General features: G+C 63.9%; 15 protein-coding genes. 6 read left to right on the top strand and 9 right to left on the bottom strand.

What is annotated here, in order from left to right; translation table 11 throughout:
* Positions 1-30: 30 nt before the first annotated feature.
* Together IE071_RS08905 and IE071_RS08900 are read right to left on the bottom strand one after the other, a co-directional pair.
* Positions 31-576: a hypothetical protein gene (locus tag IE071_RS08905; protein ID WP_189440727.1), complete on the bottom strand. Its 546-nt coding sequence runs from the start codon at positions 574-576 to the stop codon at positions 31-33.
* Entirely contained in the window at positions 555-1,169 is a 615-nt protein-coding gene (locus IE071_RS08900) for a hypothetical protein (protein ID WP_189440726.1), read from the bottom strand. Before IE071_RS08900 ends, IE071_RS08905 begins: the two co-directional genes overlap by 22 nt.
* 168 nt (positions 1,170-1,337) lie before the next feature.
* Here IE071_RS08900 and IE071_RS08895 point away from each other — a divergent pair, with 168 nt between their 5' ends.
* Positions 1,338-2,003 carry a response regulator gene (locus IE071_RS08895; protein ID WP_189440725.1) on the top strand — a complete coding sequence of 222 codons (666 nt, stop codon included), beginning with the start codon at positions 1,338-1,340 and terminating at the stop codon, positions 2,001-2,003.
* A complete protein-coding gene (locus tag IE071_RS08890) occupies positions 2,000-3,397 on the top strand; it encodes a sensor histidine kinase (protein ID WP_189440724.1) in 1,398 nt (465 codons plus the stop codon). The genes IE071_RS08895 and IE071_RS08890 overlap by 4 nt, the downstream gene beginning before the upstream one ends.
* Positions 3,398-3,444: 47 nt before the next feature.
* On the opposite strand, the gene IE071_RS08885 is transcribed toward IE071_RS08890, so the two are convergent.
* The 5 genes from IE071_RS08885 to IE071_RS08865 all read right to left on the bottom strand — a co-directional run bounded on the left by IE071_RS08885 (position 3,445) and on the right by IE071_RS08865 (position 10,811).
* Complete coding sequence (locus IE071_RS08885; protein WP_189440723.1) at positions 3,445-4,479, bottom strand: YncE family protein; 1,035 nt, start codon at positions 4,477-4,479, stop codon at positions 3,445-3,447.
* 68 nt (positions 4,480-4,547) lie between these two features.
* A complete protein-coding gene (locus IE071_RS08880; RefSeq protein WP_189440722.1) occupies positions 4,548-7,598 on the bottom strand; it encodes an efflux RND transporter permease subunit in 3,051 nt (1,016 codons plus the stop codon).
* Positions 7,595-8,659, bottom strand: a complete 1,065-nt coding sequence (locus tag IE071_RS08875) for an efflux RND transporter periplasmic adaptor subunit (protein WP_189440721.1) — start codon at positions 8,657-8,659, stop codon at positions 7,595-7,597. Before IE071_RS08875 ends, IE071_RS08880 begins: the two co-directional genes overlap by 4 nt.
* A complete protein-coding gene (locus tag IE071_RS08870; RefSeq protein WP_308427772.1) occupies positions 8,656-9,924 on the bottom strand; it encodes a TolC family protein in 1,269 nt (422 codons plus the stop codon). The genes IE071_RS08875 and IE071_RS08870 overlap by 4 nt, the downstream gene beginning before the upstream one ends.
* A 260-nt stretch (positions 9,925-10,184) precedes the next feature.
* Positions 10,185-10,811, bottom strand: a complete 627-nt coding sequence (locus IE071_RS08865) for a phosphatase PAP2 family protein (protein ID WP_189440719.1) — start codon at positions 10,809-10,811, stop codon at positions 10,185-10,187.
* Positions 10,812-11,001: 190 nt separating this feature from the next.
* On the opposite strand from IE071_RS08865, the gene IE071_RS08860 reads away from it, so the two are divergent.
* Together IE071_RS08860 and IE071_RS08855 are read left to right on the top strand one after the other, a co-directional pair.
* Entirely contained in the window at positions 11,002-11,703 is a 702-nt protein-coding gene (locus IE071_RS08860) for an MtnX-like HAD-IB family phosphatase (protein WP_189440718.1), read from the top strand.
* Between the two features lie 55 nt (positions 11,704-11,758).
* Entirely contained in the window at positions 11,759-13,159 is a 1,401-nt protein-coding gene (locus tag IE071_RS08855) for an aspartate aminotransferase family protein (protein ID WP_189440717.1), read from the top strand.
* A 101-nt stretch (positions 13,160-13,260) separates the two neighbouring features.
* On the opposite strand, the gene IE071_RS08850 is transcribed toward IE071_RS08855, so the two are convergent.
* Positions 13,261-14,493 carry a beta-ketoacyl-[acyl-carrier-protein] synthase family protein gene (locus IE071_RS08850; RefSeq protein WP_189440716.1) on the bottom strand — a complete coding sequence of 411 codons (1,233 nt, stop codon included), beginning with the start codon at positions 14,491-14,493 and terminating at the stop codon, positions 13,261-13,263.
* Positions 14,493-14,765: an acyl carrier protein gene (locus IE071_RS08845; protein WP_189440715.1), complete on the bottom strand. Its 273-nt coding sequence runs from the start codon at positions 14,763-14,765 to the stop codon at positions 14,493-14,495. The genes IE071_RS08850 and IE071_RS08845 overlap by 1 nt, the downstream gene beginning before the upstream one ends.
* Before the next feature lie 68 nt (positions 14,766-14,833).
* Here IE071_RS08845 and IE071_RS08840 point away from each other — a divergent pair, with 68 nt between their 5' ends.
* Complete coding sequence (locus tag IE071_RS08840; RefSeq protein ID WP_189440714.1) at positions 14,834-15,904, top strand: GNAT family N-acetyltransferase; 1,071 nt, start codon at positions 14,834-14,836, stop codon at positions 15,902-15,904.
* Positions 15,897-16,778, top strand: coding sequence for an arginase family protein (locus IE071_RS08835; RefSeq protein WP_189440713.1), 882 nt, complete (start codon positions 15,897-15,899; stop codon positions 16,776-16,778). The genes IE071_RS08840 and IE071_RS08835 overlap by 8 nt, the downstream gene beginning before the upstream one ends.

Genomic DNA, 16,778 nt, shown 5'->3' with positions numbered 1-16,778 from the left:
GTGGTGCGGAACTCGACATGACCCCAGCACTTATGGTGCTTTGCCTTCAACAGCGGCTTGGATGCAACTGATCAGATGGTCGGATGCCTCCATACCAAACTTGCTCTGACACGCCATCACTTGAGGCGCGACTGAAGAAAAATTTGGTGGTATCGGCTTTCCCATATGGCGACGCATGCATGTGATATTTCGATAGGCAAAATAGGGAAATCTCGCGACAGTTGGATTCCCATAGATATCATCCAATACGGAATACATGGTCGATACGGAAGGGTTGCTATCAGATTGCCCCCTGGGTGGGAGAGTACTGATGACTTTTTCTCTACTTTGACCGGAATCACGTATTTTTATCAAAGAAGAAGCTGCGCCTAGCTCAAAACTGCAAGGGCCATCCTTATCAAGCTGAAATTCTGATGGGTCCCAGCCCGGAGCCTGCGTGGCTGCTTCCTGGCAGACGGCTGTTGTTGATAGGCAGAACAGTGCAACAGCCATTGCAAGCAATGAGTCCCTGAACATAATTCCTCCTGGTCCCGAAATATGTTGCTGTCCTTCGCCTAGGAACGCGCGGCGGGACATTCAGCCGACTGATGGTTCAACCCTTCCGCATCTTTCTCGAAGCTTACAGAAACCGGCTTGCCGTTCTGCCACTTCACGCGCAGGACGTAGAGAGAGTCGTAGTCATCGTCGGCCCATGCGGGCACCTGTTGCGCCTTGCCACCGGCAGCGGCAACTAGCTGCTGTACTGCTTGCCACGCCAGGTTGTGCTCCCACGCCACATAGATCGTCGCCGAACTGTAGACGGGTTTGAGCAGCTCCTGCTCCAGCTGCTGGATCTGCCGGAGTCCAAACGAGGTGTTGACCGGCAGGCCGAGGCGAATCGCGGTCGGCTCGATGGTGGTCAGTGGGCGGACGTAGTTGTATTCGACACCCTTGTCTTTCGCGGTCATTCCCGGATCGGGCGCGTAGATCGCGGTGGGTGTGCCGAACTTCGCCTGCAGCACCTGCGGCAGCGCCAGCGCGCGGTTCAGGCCCTGGCAGCTGAGTTGGCCCAGTCCCAGTGGCGGCTTTTCGCCGTGACGCAGGAACACGATCGTCTGATCGGCGTGGGCAGCGGGCATCGGCAGGGTGAAGGCCAAGACAGCGACCAGTGCGGCGAGCGACTTCGTCATATCGACTCCTTGCCAGGCAGAACTTGAACGATGGGCGAGTGTATCGCCGCTGGATGCGGGCCGTCGTGACGGCACTTAAGCGCTTTGTAAGCGATCTGCCAGATAATTGCCGAAAGGCGGTTGCCGTTCCCGCATCATCGGCGGCAGCACCCAGCGAAGGAGTTATCCGTGCACATCATCCTGGTGGAAGACGACCAGCAACTCGGCGCCGCCATCCAGCGTGCGCTGGAGCGCCTTGGCTACACCGTCAGCTGGCTGCGCAACGGCCGCGAGGCGCTGATGGCCTTGCGCGACCAGACGGCGGATCTGGTGCTGCTCGATCTCGGACTGCCGGGCATGGACGGGATCGATGTGCTGACCGAGGCGCGCAACGCCCATGTCAAGACACCGGTGATCGTGATGACCGCGCGGGACGGGCTGGAGGCGCGCGTGCATGGCCTGGACGCCGGCGCGGACGATTATCTGATCAAGCCGTTTCATCTGGACGAGCTGGGCGCGCGGATCCGTTCGCTGAGCCGGCGTGCGCAGGGCCTCGCCGTGAACCGTATCGAGGCCGGCGCGCTGATCCTCGATCTGGGCACGTCGCAGGTGATGTTCCGCGGCGAGCATGTCGAGCTGACCCGGCGCGAGTTTTCGCTGTTGCAGATACTGATCGAACGCGCCGGCCGGTTGGTGCGCCGCGAGAGCCTGATCAACTCGTTGTACGGCCTCGATACCATCGTGGGGAACAGCGCGCTGGAGGTGCTGGTGCATACGCTGCGTCGAAAGCTGAGTTTCGAGACGATCCATACCGTGCGTGGTTTCGGCTACATGATTCCGCGGGAGCCGAAATGATGCTGTCGAGCCTGCGCGCCAGGCTGCGCTGGCTGATCGTGCTGGTGCTGGTTGCGGTGTTGTTGCCGCTTGGGCTGCTGAGTTTTCAACGAACCATCCGCGAAGTGGACGAGCTGCTGGACGGTCGTCTGGCGCAGTCCGCGCGGACGCTGCAGGTGCTCATCGAGCATGCCGGCATCGATTCGCTGCGCGGCGACGCCGGGCCGGGCATACGGGTGCCGAGCGAGCCTGCGCATGCATCGGCGATGAAACGGCACGGCTATACCCACGAACCCGAGGTGGGCTTTCAGGTTTTCGACAAGGCGGGACGCGTGGTACTGGCGACCACCAATCTCGCCGTCTTGCCGCCACCACAGCCGGGCGATGCGGATTTCCGGGATGTGCGACAGGGAGGGTACAACTGGCGTGTTTTCACGCTGGCCGATCAGGTCGATGGGGTAGTGATCCGGACGGGTGAGCGTTACGACAGCCGCCAGGAAATCACGCAAGCGCTGTGGTTTGATCACGGTCTGTCGTTGTTGCTCGGCCTGCCGTTGCTGGCGCTGCTGGTGGGCTGGGCGGTGAAGCGCGGACTGCGCCCGCTGGAAGCGCTGACCCGCGCACTGGCCTCGCGCGAGCTGGGTAGCCGCGCGCCGATCGTGCTTGAGCGCACGCCACTGGAGCTGCAACCGGTGCTCGGCGCGTTGAACGACCGGCTGCAACGTCTGGCCGATGCGCTGGAGCGCGAGCAGCGCTTCAGTGCCGACGTGGCGCACGAGCTGCGCACGCCACTGGCGTCGACGATGATCAATCTCGAAAGTGCACAGGCCACGACCGACCCGACCGAAGCCGCCGCCAGCCTGACCAGCGCCCAGCATGTGGTGGCCGCGCTAGCCCGGCGGATCGAGCAATTGCTGGCGCTGGCCCGGCTGGAGTCTGGCGCGGCGTCGGGCCAGTATGCCGCGGTCGATCTGGTCGCGATCGCGGTCGACGTGATCGAGGAACTGGCACCGGTGATTGCGGAAGGCGGTGTGGAACTCAGCTTCGTGCGATCCAGCGAGCAGGTGATCGTGCAAGGTTACGAGGCAGCTCTGGCGGCCTTGCTGCGCAACCTGGTCGAGAACGCGATGCGGCATGTGCCGGCCGGTGGGCAGGTGCAGTTGTCGATCGAGCAGGGCGTGCAGGACGTGGTGCTGGATGTGATCGATGATGGCCCCGGTATTCCGCCGGAACACCGCGCACAGGTCTTCACGCGCTTTCATCGTGAAGCCAGCAGTCGTGGCGAAGGCTACGGACTGGGACTTTCCATCGTGCAGCGGGCGGCGGAATTGCATCGCGCAACGATCGAGCTGCTCGACTCACCGTTCGGCAACGGGCTGCGGGTGCGCGTGGTGATTCCGTTGCGACAAGCGTGAGAGCCACCGGCATTCGGTGAATGCCGGTGGCGTTCGTCAATCCGTGCTCAGTGTTGCCCCACCGTGAGGATGCTGAAGCTGTCCGGCACCATGGAGGGACGGCCATTCGCCTGTTTGGTGGTACCCAACTGTGCCGCAGAGAGATATAGCCGGTGCGTGCGTGGGTCGAGTGCCAGCGTGCGCGCGCTGGGTTGGGTGGGAATGTTCGCAGTCAAGCTGTAGTGATCCGGTGCGTCTTCGTGCACGGCGGTGATCGTGCCGCTTTCGCCGTTCGAGCTGTAGACCATCGAGGTGGCATCGTCGAACACCACCGCATCGGGACCGTCGCCGATCGCCACCGTGGTCACGAGGTGGCCATTGCCCGCGTCGACGACTGCCATCTTCTGGTTGTCGCATACCGAGAACAGGCGGTGATGCTTCGCGTCGATGGCCAGTCCGCTCGGCGATTCGCACGGTGCCAGCGACCAGGTGTTGAGCAGCTTGTTGCTGGTCGAGTCGATCTGCACCAGCTCGGACTTGTCCTCGAGGTTCACGTAGACGTGACCAGCGCCGTCGGATACCGCGAATTCCGGCTTGCCGGGCAGCGCAATCGTGGCAATCACCGCGTTCTTGGCCGGATCGATCACGCTGGCGGTGCTGCTCTTGCCGTTGAAGGTCAGCACGTGATGCGAGGCACCGTCGTAAAGGATCGCGTCGGGTTTTTCGCCGGTGCCGGTGATGGTGGCGACGGTCTTCAGCGTATCCAGATCGAACACTGTCACCGAGGCGTTCTTGCCGTTGCTGGTGAAGCCACGGTGGAGATCCTGCGCCACGGCGATACCGTGCACACCCTGGGTATCCGCGATGCTGCCGACCTGCTTGTTCTGATCGACGTCGATCACCAGCACGTGGTCACCACGACTGACGAAGAGATGATGTCGTTGCGCGTCGAAACTCAGGTAATCCCAGCCGCCGGGTCCACCCAGTTGCAGCTTGGAAAGCACCTGGTAAGTCGTCGCGCTCGGCGTCGTCGCCGTGGCCGCTTGCGGAAGAAAGGCAAGCGCGAGCAGCGCCGGAATGAAACTGCTAAGCCGTAGTTGCATGGTGGCACCTCGAAGGAGAGGGAAGGGGTATTACAGTTGCAGGATGCCGGCACAGGCTTATGCGCGCCTTAGCCGGCCCTTGCCGTATCACGCCGCCGCAACAGCGAATACAGCACCGGCATCACCAGCAGCACCAGCGGCACCTGCACCAGCAGGCCGGCGATGATCGCCACTGCCAGCGGCTGCTGCATCTGCGAGCCCTGGCCGAGCGCGAGCGCCAGCGGCAGCAGGGTGAGGATCGCCGCCAGCGTGGACATCAGGATCGGGCGCGTGCGGTGCTTGCCGGCTTCGTGCAGCGCCTCGTGCAACGGCGCTTCGGCAGCAGCCTCCTCCAGCTCGGAGAAATAGAAGATCGCCACTTCGGTGACGATGCCGACGATCATCGTCATGCCCATCATCGCCGAGATGTTGAGCTCGATGCCGGTCAGCCACAGCCCGGTGAACACCGCCGGGATCGCCAACAACGGCATCGCCAGGATCACCAGCGCCACGCGGAAACTCTCGTACAGGAACAGCAACAAGGTGAACACCAGCGCGATCGCCGCCAGCATCACGATGGTCAGTCCGCGGAACGCCTGCTGCTGTTGCTGGTACAGGCCGCCGAGCTGAACGAACATGCCTTTCGGCAGCAGACCGGGCTGGGCCAGTACTTTCTTGACGTCGCCGATGGTGGAACCGAGGCTGCGCCCACTGATGAGGCCGATCACCGCGACCATCCGCTTGAGATTGTCGCGGGTGATCTCCGGCTGGCCCTGCACCTGCTGCAGCGTGGCCACCCGCGACAGCGGCAGCAGGTGGCCGTCGGCCGCGCGTATCGGCAATGCGGCGACCTGCTCCAGCCGCTGATGCGAATTCTCCGGCAGACGCACGCGCACGCCAACCACCTTGCTGCCTTCCGGCAACTGGGCGGCGACCGTGCCATCGATCGCCGCCGTTACCTGATCGGTGACGCTGGTCGGATCGAGCCCTTCCAGTGCCGCCCTGGCCGGATCGACCTGCACGGTCAGCGCATCGCCGGCGGGATTGATGCCGTTGCGCACGCCGACGACGCCGGTGATCTTGCTGATTGCGTCGGCAACCTTGCTGGCGGCGGCATTCAACTCCACCGGATCATCGCTGTACAGCTGGATCTCGATCGGTTGGGGTACCGCTACCAGATCGCCGATCAGATCCTCCATCAACTGCGACAATTCGATGTCCAGTCCCGGCACTTTCTGCTCGACCTCGGTGCGCACTTCCGTCATCACCTCTTCGGTCGAGGGGCGCGAACCGTTTTTCAGGCGTACGAAGAAGTCGCCCTGATTCGCCTCGGTGAGACCGCCGCCCAGCTGCAGACCCGTGCGCCGCGAGTAGGTGTCGACATTCGGGTTCGCGCGGATGATCGTCTCGACCTGCCGCAGCAAGCGGTCGGTTTCCTCCAGCGAGGTACCGGGCTTGGACAGGTAATCGAGGATGAAACCACCTTCATCCATTTTCGGCATGAAACCGGTGCCAACCTGCGTATACGCCACGCCACCCAGCACCAGCAGCGGCACGACCAGCAGCAGCACCAGCAACGGCCGCTTCAGCCAGCGCTGCAGCACGCTCTGATAGCGCTCCATCATGCCCTTTGTAAAACGACCTTGCGGATGTTCGACCAGATGACGCTTGTCCAGGAAGCGTTCGGCCAGCAGCGGCACCGCGATCCAGGTCAGCAGATAGGAAATGATCAGCGCACTGGCCATGGTCAGCGACAGCGCCTTGAAGAATGCGCCGGTGACGCCGGTCAGGAAGGCCAGCGGCAGGAAGATCACCACGGTGGCGGCGCTGGAACCGGTCAATGGGCGGGTGAACTCCCACGCCGCGCCGGCGATGCGCTCGTGCACTTCACCTTCGCCCTGATTGAGCCGACGCATGATGTGTTCGAGCATCACGATGACGTCGTCGATGATCAGGCCGACCGCCGCGGCCATGCCACCGAGCGTCATCATGTTGAAGCTCATGCCGAGCACGGACAGCAGCAGCACGGTGATCGCCAGCACCGCCGGCACCACGATCAGCGCGACCAGGATCACCCGCGTATTGCGCAGGAACACGAACAGCACCAGCCCAGCCAGCACGATGCCGATCAGGATCGCGTCACGCACGCTGGCGGCCGCGCCGGTTACCAGCTGGGTCTGGTCGTACCAGTTGGCGATCTGTACGCCGGCCGGCATTTGCGGTGCGTAGTCGGCCAGACGCTGCTTCACCTCGTTGGCGATCTGCACGCTGTTGCCGTCGGGCTGCTGATAGACCTGCAGCAACACGGCATTCTGGCCATCCGCGTTGACACGGATCCATTGCGGCACATGGTCGAGACTGACCTCCGCCACATCAGCCAGCCGCACCACTCCGGCGGGGCCGGCACGCACCACAATGTCGCGCAACGCCGCGACAGTGGCCGGCTGGTTGTTAGCCAGCAGCAGGTACAGCTTGTAGTGGTCTGAAACGCGGCCCATCGCCTGGATCGTCGCGGCGTGGCTGACCGCGCCAGCGACGTCGCTCAGGCTCAGATTCAGCGCGCGCAACTTGCCGGGATCGACATCGGCATGGAACTCGGCCACCTCGCCGCCCTGTACCTGGACCTGCGCGACACCGCTGATACCACTCAGCAGCGGGCGCAGCTGATACTCGGCCAGATCATGCAAGGCACTCGGCGACAACGCATGCGAGCGCAGGCTGTAGGCCAGCACCGGAAAGGTGGTCGGGTCCATTCGCCGAGTGGACAGCTGGGTGCCGGCAGGCAGCTGCGGCAGGATCTGTCCGGCCGCGGCATTGACCTCCTGCAGCGCCGCGCTCATGTCTGCGCCCCAGTCGAACGTCACCGCCACATCGGCGCTGCCGCGACCGGTGGTGGAACGCACGTCGCGCACGCCACGCACGCGCCGGATCGCTTCCTCCACCGGCGTGGTCACTTCGATCGCCATCTGGTCGGCCGGGCGGTCGCCCGCATCCAGGGTGACCTGCACGCGCGGGAACGCCACGTTCGGGAACAGCGCCACCGGCATAAGCAGCGCACTGGCGATACCGCCGATGGTCAGCATCAAGGCGAGAAACAGCAGCGAGCGACGATGGCGCTGCATCCATGCAGTGATGCTCACTTGGCAGACTCCCGCACCGCATCCCCGTCGCTGAGCTCGTAGGCGCCCAGCACGATCACTTTGGCCTGCGCATCGAGCGCACCCTGTACGCCGACGGTATCGCCGTCCGGGCTGCGCAGCGTCACGCCAACGCGTTTGGCGTGGCTGTGCTCGACTTGGAACAGATAATCACCGTGTTCGTCATGCAGCACCGCGGCGCGCGGGACGGCCCATGCGCTGAAATCGGCCGTGCGGATCTGCGCGTCGAGGGCGGTGCCGGCGACCAGCGTCGCACTGGCTTCAGCGGGAAGCTCGACCTGGGCGCTCAGCAGATGACTCTGCGGGTCCACCGACTGCCCGATCATGCGCAGCGTGCCGGCAAATCCGGTCGTGCCATACACATTGCGCAGTTGCACCGGCATGCCCGCATGCAGCTTTGCCGCATCCTCCGGCTGCACGCCGAGCTGGGCGACCAGCGCATGCGCCGGCGTGAAGCCGAACAACGGCGCGTTCGCCGCAAAGCGATCACCCAGTCCCACGCTGAGCGTGGTGACCACACCGTCGGCGGGTGCCGTGACGACCTCCTCGGCCGCACCGCCACCGAGCGCGTGCTGTGCGTCGAGCGCCGTCTGGGCGTCGGCCAGCGCCTTGCGTGCGGTGGCCAATTGCGACTCCGTGGCCAGCCGCTGCGCGGCCAGTTGTTCGGTGCGCTTGAGCTCGCCGCTGGCCAGGGTCAGCGCACTCTGTGACTGCAGGTAAGTGTTGCGTTCCGCCGGGTCGGGTGTGACCGTCAACAGCGGCTGTCCGCGTTTGACGGTCTGGCCGGCGGCCACGTTCATGGCAATCACCTGGCCGCCATGCGCGAGGCTGATCGTGCGTGCGTGCTGCGGATCGCCGGTCGCGCTGCCCCAGGCTTCGACGGTGTCGTGGAAGGTCTGCTGCACCGGCATCGCCGTGGTCACCGCGACCTGGCCCGCCGGCGCGGCGGCGTCTTCGTCATCCGCCGCGCCATGGCTGCAACCGGCCAGCAGGCCGACCAGCAACAGCGCGCACAGATTGGGCAAAAGGACGGAACGGTTCATGGCGTGGCTGCTTTGACGGAGACGGGTTGGGCGGTGGCAAGGTCGGTGTTACCGAGCAGGGCTTCCAGTGCAATCGCCTGGGTCGCTTGCTGCTGTTGCAGGTCGAGCAGATCGAGGTCGGCACTCAGCGCGTTGCCGCGGATGGCCAGATACGTCGGCCAGTCCAGCAGGCGTTGCTGCCACGCCGTTTCGGCGGCACGACGCGCCGCGTCCAGCTGTTGCGCATGAGCGGTGAGTGTCACGCGCTGCTGCGCCAGCGTGGCGAGATCGGCAACCAGCCGCTGCATGTCGCTGCGGGTATCCAGCATGCGCGCCTCGTAGTCATCCTTCAGCTGCAGCCGGGTGGCTTTCTCGATCGCGATATTGCCGCGGTTGCGGTCGAACAGCGGCAGGGTGATGCCGATGCTGAAGCCGTGGGTGGTTACGTTGCTGGTATCGCGCGCGGTGTTGAAGCCGACGCTCAATGCGGGAAACTGGGCGAGCACAGCCGCACGCAATTTTTCCTCCTGCGACTGATAGCCGGCCTGCAGCGCGAGCAGATCGGGCCGTCGCCGTGGCAGGTCAGCCAGCGCCTGTTGTGTCTGTTCCGGCGTCGGACTGGTCTGATACGGCGCGCCGACCAGATCGAGCGGCGCGCGCGGTGCCAGTCCGAGCAGGACATGCAGATCCGTTTCCGCCTGATGCAGCGCGATCGCCGAGTCGGCCAGACGCTTGCGCATATCCGCACCGGCATTGAAGCCGGCGCTGGCACTGTCGTAAGTGAGATTACCGGCACGCAGGGCCGCATTGATGGAGGGTTCGAGCGGGGCCAGCGCAGTCTGCTCGACCGTCAGCCGTGCCTGCTGCGCGCGCAGGGTCTGTACCTGATCGAACAGCAGCCGTGCCTGTGCCACGCTCTGCCATTCCGCCCACAGCAGGTCGAGATTCACCTGTTCGGCCTGGCTGCGTGCGGCTGCGCGGCGTGACGAACGTGTCAGCAAGGCGGTGATGTCCTCGCTGAGGCCGAGGCTGTACGCAGTACTCGTGCCGGCGCCGGTGTGACCGGGGAAATCCTCGCTGAAACTCAGCTGCGGATCGGGCAGCAGACCTGCAGCGAACGCTTGCGCGCGGGCGATGCCGAGCTCGTCACGCTTGACCTTCAGGGCCGGACTGTTGATCACCGCCAGCATAGCCACCTCGGTGACATCGAGTCCGTCCGAGGGATCGAAACGATGATCCGGTAGCGCCAGCGCCGGCATCGACGCCACCGGCGCGGTCAGTTGCATCACGCTGGGCGCGCCTTGACCGCCCCCGAGTGGAAGGGGTGCGTATGTGGCACAGCCGGTCAAGGTCAGCCCCACACTGATGCCCAGCATCAAGAGAGCTGCGGAGGGGGGGCACCAACGCAAGAGAGGATGAGGCGGCATGGCACGGAGGTGTCGCTGCTGTCGGGTTTGGTGCATGAGCCATTTTCATGGCGACCTGCTTAGTTTTCTCTTACAGGATACCGATCAGCGCTGCATGTCCCGCGTGATGTGCGAAAGCATCACTTGAAATGATGGATGAAGCCGACCTGGAAGCCGCCGGGCAGCCAGCCGATGATCAGCGGCGAGTTGCGGTGGGCTGCCCATAGTCCGACCCCGGTGCCGATCGCGGCACCGACCAGCACGTCGCTCTGCCAGTGGGCGCGAACTTTCATGCGCGCCACTGCGTCGTAGACCGGCAGCAGGGCCAGTGCATAGACCGCGGGATGATCTTCACCGTAGTTGGCAATGAACGGCGTGACCGCCGCCGAGATGGCTGCCACTTCGCCACTCGGGAAACTCTGCGCATGCGATCCGGCGAAGAAGCGATCGGGATTGCTGGTTTGCGTAGGCCGCTCGCGCTGGAAAGTGAACTTCAGCGCCTCAGTGCCGATACTGGTGATGACCAGTGCATCCACGGAGCGCCAAAACGTGTCACCCAGCTTGTCCTGATCGCCGAAGGCGAAGGCGCCACCGGCGACCGTGAGGATAGTGCCGTACATCAGCACGTTCTGGTTTGTGCGCTTCCAGATGCCGCTGTTGTCGTAATGGAGGCGGTGGTCGATGCCCAGTGGGCCGCCAGCGGCACAGGCGCTCCCTGAAGCCAGAAGCATGGCGGCGCTGAACAGCCAGGATCGCAATGCGGGCATGTCATGTCTCCCACATGGCAGGCGCGGGCCTGTCTTCGGAGTTCGAAAGTTACCCGGTTCAGCTTTCGGTTTGCTTATCAACGGTGGCGGCAGTCAGCTGTACGGAAGGGTGTGCATGCCGGGTGGGGGAAAGGACACCGAAAGGCAGCGTTTCTACCCTGTGCAGTATCGTTATTAGCGTGAGTTACCGATGTCCGAGTCTGGCTGGACCATCCTGTGTGATTTCGACGGCACCATTTCCGTCGAAGACGTGATCGACTCCCTGCTCGACCGTTTCGGCCGCCCCGGCTGGGAAGTGCTGGAGCAGGACTGGCGCGCCGGCCGCATCGGTTCGCGCGAGTGCATGTCCGGCCAGGTCGATCTGCTGCAGATGACCCGCGCGGAACTCGACGCGCATCTGGGCGAGCTGTGGATCGACCATGCGTTTCCCGGCTTCGTGGCGAAGGCGCGCGAACTGAACGTGCCGATCCGCGTGGTCAGCGACGGTCTCGATTACGCGATCCACAAGATTCTCGGCCGCTACGGTCTGGACACGCTGCCGCTGGCAGCGAACCACCTGTCACCGGCCGAGCCGCCGAAGCAGTGGCAGCTGACCTCGCCGTTCCAGGCGGACGGTTGCCGCAGCGGTACCTGCAAGTGCGCCTGCGTGGCGCAGGCCCGCACGACCGGCGCGAAGACCTTGCTGATCGGCGACGGCGCCTCGGATTTCTGCGCCGCCGACCGCGTCGACTTCGTGTTCGCCAAGCATCGCCTGATCGAGCATTGCCGGGCCACCGGCATCGACTACGTGCCGATCACCGGTTTCGAGGATGCGCTGGAGTTCCTGCCCAAGCTGCTCGATGGCAGCCTGGCCAGCCATTGGCATCATGAGCCGGCGCGCGCGATTTCCTGATCGCGTCGCACGCTGTTTTCTTCTGACACCCCCGAATCATTCCGGATCATTCCCCATGAAAATCGACAAGACCGCCGCCGGCTTCATCGACGACGCGCAGCTGCTCGCCGACGAGGCGAAGTACAGCTCGTTCGGTGACACCGTACATTACGTGGACCCGCCGAAGATCTTCCGTCACGGCGAAGGCAGCTACATGTTCGACACCGCCGGCACGCCGTTTCTCGATCTGCAGATGTGGTACTCGGCGGTCAACTTCGGCTACGGCAACAAGCGCCTCAACAACGTGCTGAAGGATCAGATCGATCGCTTGCCACAGGTCGCCAGCCAGTACCTGCACCAGACCCGCATCGAGCTGGCCAAGACGGTGGCGCTGGATGCGAAGAAGAAATTCGGCCTTGATGGCCGCGTGCACTTCAACGTCGGTGGTGCGCAGGCGATCGAGGATTCGCTGAAGATCGTGCGCAACGCCAGCAACGGCAAGAGCCTGATGTTCGCGTTCGAGGGCGGCTACCACGGCCGCACGCTGGGCGCGTCGTCGATCACGTCGAGCTATCGCTATCGCCGCCGTTTCGGCCATTTCGGCGAACGCGCGATGTTCCTGCCGTTCCCGTATCCGTTCCGTCGCCCCAAGGGCATGACGCCGGAAGAGTATTCCGACAGCTGCGTGCGCCAGTTCGAGCGCCTGTTCGAGACCGAATACAACGGCGTGTGGGACCCGAAGACGAACCAGTGCGAATACGCCGCGTTCTACGTCGAGCCGATCCAGGGCACCGGCGGTTACGTGATCCCGCCGCCGGGCTTCTTCAAGGGCTTGAAGAAGGTGCTGGACAAGTACGGCATCCTGATGGTGTCCGACGAAATCCAGATGGGTTTCTGGCGCACCGGCAAGCTGTGGTCGATCGAGAATTTCGGCGTGACGCCGGATATCGTGGTGTTCGGCAAGGCGCTGACCAACGGCCTGAATCCGCTGTCCGGCCTGTGGGCGCGCGAAGAGCTGATCAACCCGACCGTGTTCCCGCCGGGCTCGACCCATTCCACGTTCAATTCCAACCCGCTCGGCACCGCGCTGGGTCTGGAAGTGATCAAGATGGGTTACGAGCTGGACTACGAGACCACGGTGCCGAAGAAGGGCGCGCATTTCCTCGACGGCCTGCGCGACCTGCAGAAGAAGCACAAGGAAATCGGCGACGTCGACGGCCTCGGCCTCGCGCTGCGCGCCGAGATCTGCACCGACGACGGCTTCACGCCGAACAAGGAACTGCTCGACAAGATGGTCGACATCGGCCTGGCCGGTGACCTCGAGCACAACGGCAAGAAGATCGGCCTCGTGCTGGACGTGGGCGGCTGGTACAAAAACGTGATCACGTTCGCGCCGTCGCTGGACATCACGCACGAAGAAATCGATCTGGCGATGTCGCTGCTCGATCAGCTGCTGACCAAAGCCAAGAAGGGCTGAGCTTGGCCGCGCGTGGATCATCACGCGCAAAAAGAACCCGGCGATCGCTCGCCGGGTTCTTTTGTTTGTTGCCGGGCGAAATGCCGTTGCGGAGCGGGTCGTTACGGCGCGCGCTTGAGCGCCAAGACTGCGTTGAGTCCACCGAACGCGAACGAGTTGCTCAGCGCCGCGCGCACCGGCATCTCACGGGCGACGTTCGGCACGTAGTCCAGATCGCAGGCCGGGTCGACCTTGTCCATGTTCGCGGTGGGCGGCACCACGCTGTCGCGCAAGGCGCCGACCACGGCCACCAGCTCCAGCGCGCCGGAAGCGCCCAGTGCATGGCCATGCATCGACTTGGTCGACGACACCGCGAGGCGATCGGCATGCGTGCCGAACGCGAGGCGGATCGCCTTGGTCTCGGTGACATCGTTGGCTTGCGTGCCGGTGCCGTGGGCGTTGATGTAGTCGACATCGTCGGCATTAAGGCCGGCGTCGGCCAGCGCCTGGCTCATCGCTGCGGAGGAGCCTTCCGCGCTAGGCATCACGATATCGGTGGCATCCGCGGTCATGCCGACGCCGGCCAGTTCGGCCAGGATGGTGGCGCCGCGTGCCTGCGCGTGTTCCAGCGATTCCAGCACGAAGATACCGGCGCCTTCGCCGAGTACCAGGCCGCGGCGGTTGATGCTGAAAGGGCGGCAAGTATCGTCGGCCAGCACGCGCATCGCTTCCCATGCGCGCAGGGCGCCGTAGGTCAGACAGGCTTCAGTGCCGCCGGTAATGGCGGCGTCGGCCATGCCGTAGCGGATCAGTTGCGCCGCCTGGATGATGGCGTGGTTCGCCGAGGCGCAGGCGCTGGCGACGGCAAAGGTCGGGCCGCGCAGGCCATAGGCAATGCTGATCTGGCTGGCCGAGGCGTTCGTCATCACCCGCACGATGGTGAGCGGATGCGCGCGCGGAGAATTCTCGCCGTACAGCCGCTTGCTCTGTTCGTCCTGGGTGTTTTCGCCACCGACGCCGGTGCCGACCACCACCGCCGTGCGCACGCCGAGCCCGTTCCGGCTGAAGTCCAGCCCGGATTGCGCGATCGCCTCACGTGCGGCATGCAGCGCGAATTCGGAGGTGCGGTCGAGCATGATCAGAGTGCGTTCTTCGATATTCGCGGTCGGGTCGAAACTGTCCGGCACCTGCGCGGCAACCTTCACGCGCAGGCGCTCAGCATCCGGATGACGCAGCGGGCCGATCGCACTGCGACCTTCGCGCAGGCCTTGCCACAGCGCCTCCGCGCCGACGCCGAGCGGGCTGATCGCGCCCATGCCGGTGATCACCACGCGGCGCATGGAGACAGTCGACATTACTTCGATCCTTCGCCCGCAGCGGCTTTTTCATCCAGCGCCTTCTGCACCGCATCGACCAGACTCTGCGTCGTGTCGGTGTCGAAGTTCGCGCCTTGCTGGTCGGGGAAGGTGATGTTGAAGTGTTCCTCGATGTCGAAGATCAGCTCGATCGCCTCCAGCGAAGCGATGCCCAAGTCCTTCAGGGTGGACTCGGGCTTGATGATGGCCACGTCGATCTTGGCCTGCTTGGCGATGATGTCGAAAACCTGTTGCTGGGTCGTATCGGTCATGACGAGTAGGCTCCTGGCTGCAAAGCGCAGTTTTACATACTCACCAGTCTAGGCAAATTGGCTTACTCATGCCTTTCATTTCACAACTGGAACCGGATGCACTGCTGGCGCATTTCATGGCGCAGCCGCCAATCGGCTTTACCGTTCAGCTGTCGCCGCAAGGCATGCCGAGCTTCGTGGCGCCGTTCGATCTGCTGACCACGGCGGACGATGCGCTGCGCCGCCGGGTGACGCAGTTACCGCTGTATCGCTGGTGGGGGCGCCTGCTGCGCTGGCGCACGCGCTTTGCCGGCACCACCGTGTCCGAGTACGCGCCGCTGCCCTCAAGCGTGACGCCCGCCGTGCTTGCGCAAGGGCTGAAGGTGGCCTATGGGCGTGAATGCAAGCTGATGATCGTCAAGGACATCGCGCAGGATTCGCCGCTGCTCAGCGACGCCGACAATGCATATGCGCGTGAATTCGCCAATGCCTGTGAACGTGAAGGCTATGTATTGCTGGAAGGCCAGGCGCTGGCGTGGGTGCCGATCGATTTCGCCTCGGACGACGAGTATCTCTCGCGACTGTCGTCTGGGCGCAGGAAGAATATTCGGCGCAAGTTGCGTTCGCGTGCCGATCTGGAGATCGAGGCGGTGCGCACTGGTGACGCACGCTTCGACGACGCAGCAACGCTGGCCGAGTTCTATGCGCTGTTCGACAACGTGTACGCGCAAAGCGATATCCACTTCGACCGGCTGAGCGCAGCGTTTTTCCGTGAGGTGCTGCAGGATGCCGGCAGCGGCGGCGTGGTGTTCGTCTATCGGCATGCGGGGCAGATGATTGGTTGGAACCTCTGCTACGAACATGGCGGCAAGCTGATCGACAAGTACGTGGGCTTCGCCTATCCGCAGGCGCGCGAGCACAACCTGTACTTCGTCAGCTGGATGCACAATCTCGACTACGCGCGGCAGTGTGGCCTGAGCCATTACGTGGCCGGCTGGACCGATCCCGAAGTCAAATCCTTCCTCGGTGCCAGCATGACCTTCACCCGGCATGCGGTATATGCCCGCAATCCGCTGCTGCGCGCGTTGCTGCGTCGACTCGGCAGCCATTTCGAAAGTGATCGCAGCTGGCAGGCGGCCACGGAGGCTAGCGATGAATAATCTGGCGAACCGGCCGGTGGTGCTCGACATTGACCGCTCGGTCGGGCCGTTGCCCGATCGGCTGGTGCTGCCGCTGGAGCATTGGCAGGAATCGATCCGCTTCGGCTGCTCACTGTCGACCATGCAGCGCTTCGGCACGATGCTGGACGAGTTGCTGCCGGCCGAGTACGGCACCGTGTTCATGGGTAGTGGCGACTTCCATCATCTGAGCTGGCCGCTGATCGCGCGCTTGCCATCGCAGACACCATTCCAGGTGGTCGTACTCGACAACCATCCGGACAACATGCGTTTTCCGTTCGGCGTGCATTGCGGTTCGTGGGTGCGCAAAGTGGCAATGCTGCCGCAGGTCAGTCATGTGCATGTGCTCGGCATCACCTCGGCCGATATCGGTGGTGGCCATGCGTGGGAGAACTATCTGACCCCGCTGCGGCGCGGCAAGCTGAGCTACTGGAGCATTGGCGTGGACACCGGTTGGTCGCGCCGGCTCGGTCTGGCGCATGCGTTCCGCAGTTTCGACACACCGGCAGCAATGGTCGATGCGTTTGTCGAGGCGCAACGCACGCAGACGCCGCCGAGCTATCTGTCGATCGACAAGGACGCGTTCTCACCCGAGGTAGCGCATACCAACTGGGATCAGGGCCAGTTGTTGACGGAGCATGCGTTGGCGTTGATCGAGAGCCTGCGCCATGGTCTGGTCGGCAGCGATATCAATGGCGAGGTTTCGCATTACCGCTACCGGAGCTGGTGGAAACGCCGACTGTCGGCGATGGACGAGCAGCCCGACATCGATCCGGCGCAGCTGGCCGGCTGGCAGGCGCAGCAGCATGCGTTGAATCTGCAATTGCTCGCCGCGATTGCCACAAGGTCCGGTTGA

The sequence above is a fragment of the Rhodanobacter panaciterrae genome (genome assembly GCF_014651895.1).
In the GTDB taxonomy this organism is placed as follows: domain Bacteria; phylum Pseudomonadota; class Gammaproteobacteria; order Xanthomonadales; family Rhodanobacteraceae; genus Rhodanobacter; species Rhodanobacter panaciterrae.
The sequence above is the reverse complement of the archived record's forward strand: the minus strand, read 5'-3'. Positions and strand labels throughout refer to the sequence as shown.

Coding starts and splice junctions, on each gene's coding strand:
- IE071_RS08860 (WP_189440718.1), top strand. CDS start 11,002: ATGTCCGAGTCTGGCTGGACCATCCTGTGTGATTTCGACGGCACCATT.
- IE071_RS08905 (WP_189440727.1), bottom strand. CDS start 576: ATGTCCCGCCGCGCGTTCCTAGGCGAAGGACAGCAACATATTTCGGGA.
- IE071_RS08845 (WP_189440715.1), bottom strand. CDS start 14,765: ATGACCGATACGACCCAGCAACAGGTTTTCGACATCATCGCCAAGCAG.
- IE071_RS08900 (WP_189440726.1), bottom strand. CDS start 1,169: ATGACGAAGTCGCTCGCCGCACTGGTCGCTGTCTTGGCCTTCACCCTG.
- IE071_RS08875 (WP_189440721.1), bottom strand. CDS start 8,659: ATGAACCGTTCCGTCCTTTTGCCCAATCTGTGCGCGCTGTTGCTGGTC.
- IE071_RS08885 (WP_189440723.1), bottom strand. CDS start 4,479: ATGCAACTACGGCTTAGCAGTTTCATTCCGGCGCTGCTCGCGCTTGCC.
- IE071_RS08890 (WP_189440724.1), top strand. CDS start 2,000: ATGATGCTGTCGAGCCTGCGCGCCAGGCTGCGCTGGCTGATCGTGCTG.
- IE071_RS08840 (WP_189440714.1), top strand. CDS start 14,834: ATGCCTTTCATTTCACAACTGGAACCGGATGCACTGCTGGCGCATTTC.
- IE071_RS08835 (WP_189440713.1), top strand. CDS start 15,897: ATGAATAATCTGGCGAACCGGCCGGTGGTGCTCGACATTGACCGCTCG.
- IE071_RS08865 (WP_189440719.1), bottom strand. CDS start 10,811: ATGCCCGCATTGCGATCCTGGCTGTTCAGCGCCGCCATGCTTCTGGCT.
- IE071_RS08855 (WP_189440717.1), top strand. CDS start 11,759: ATGAAAATCGACAAGACCGCCGCCGGCTTCATCGACGACGCGCAGCTG.
- IE071_RS08850 (WP_189440716.1), bottom strand. CDS start 14,493: ATGTCGACTGTCTCCATGCGCCGCGTGGTGATCACCGGCATGGGCGCG.
- IE071_RS08870 (WP_308427772.1), bottom strand. CDS start 9,924: ATGCAACTGACCGCGCCGGTGGCGTCGATGCCGGCGCTGGCGCTACCG.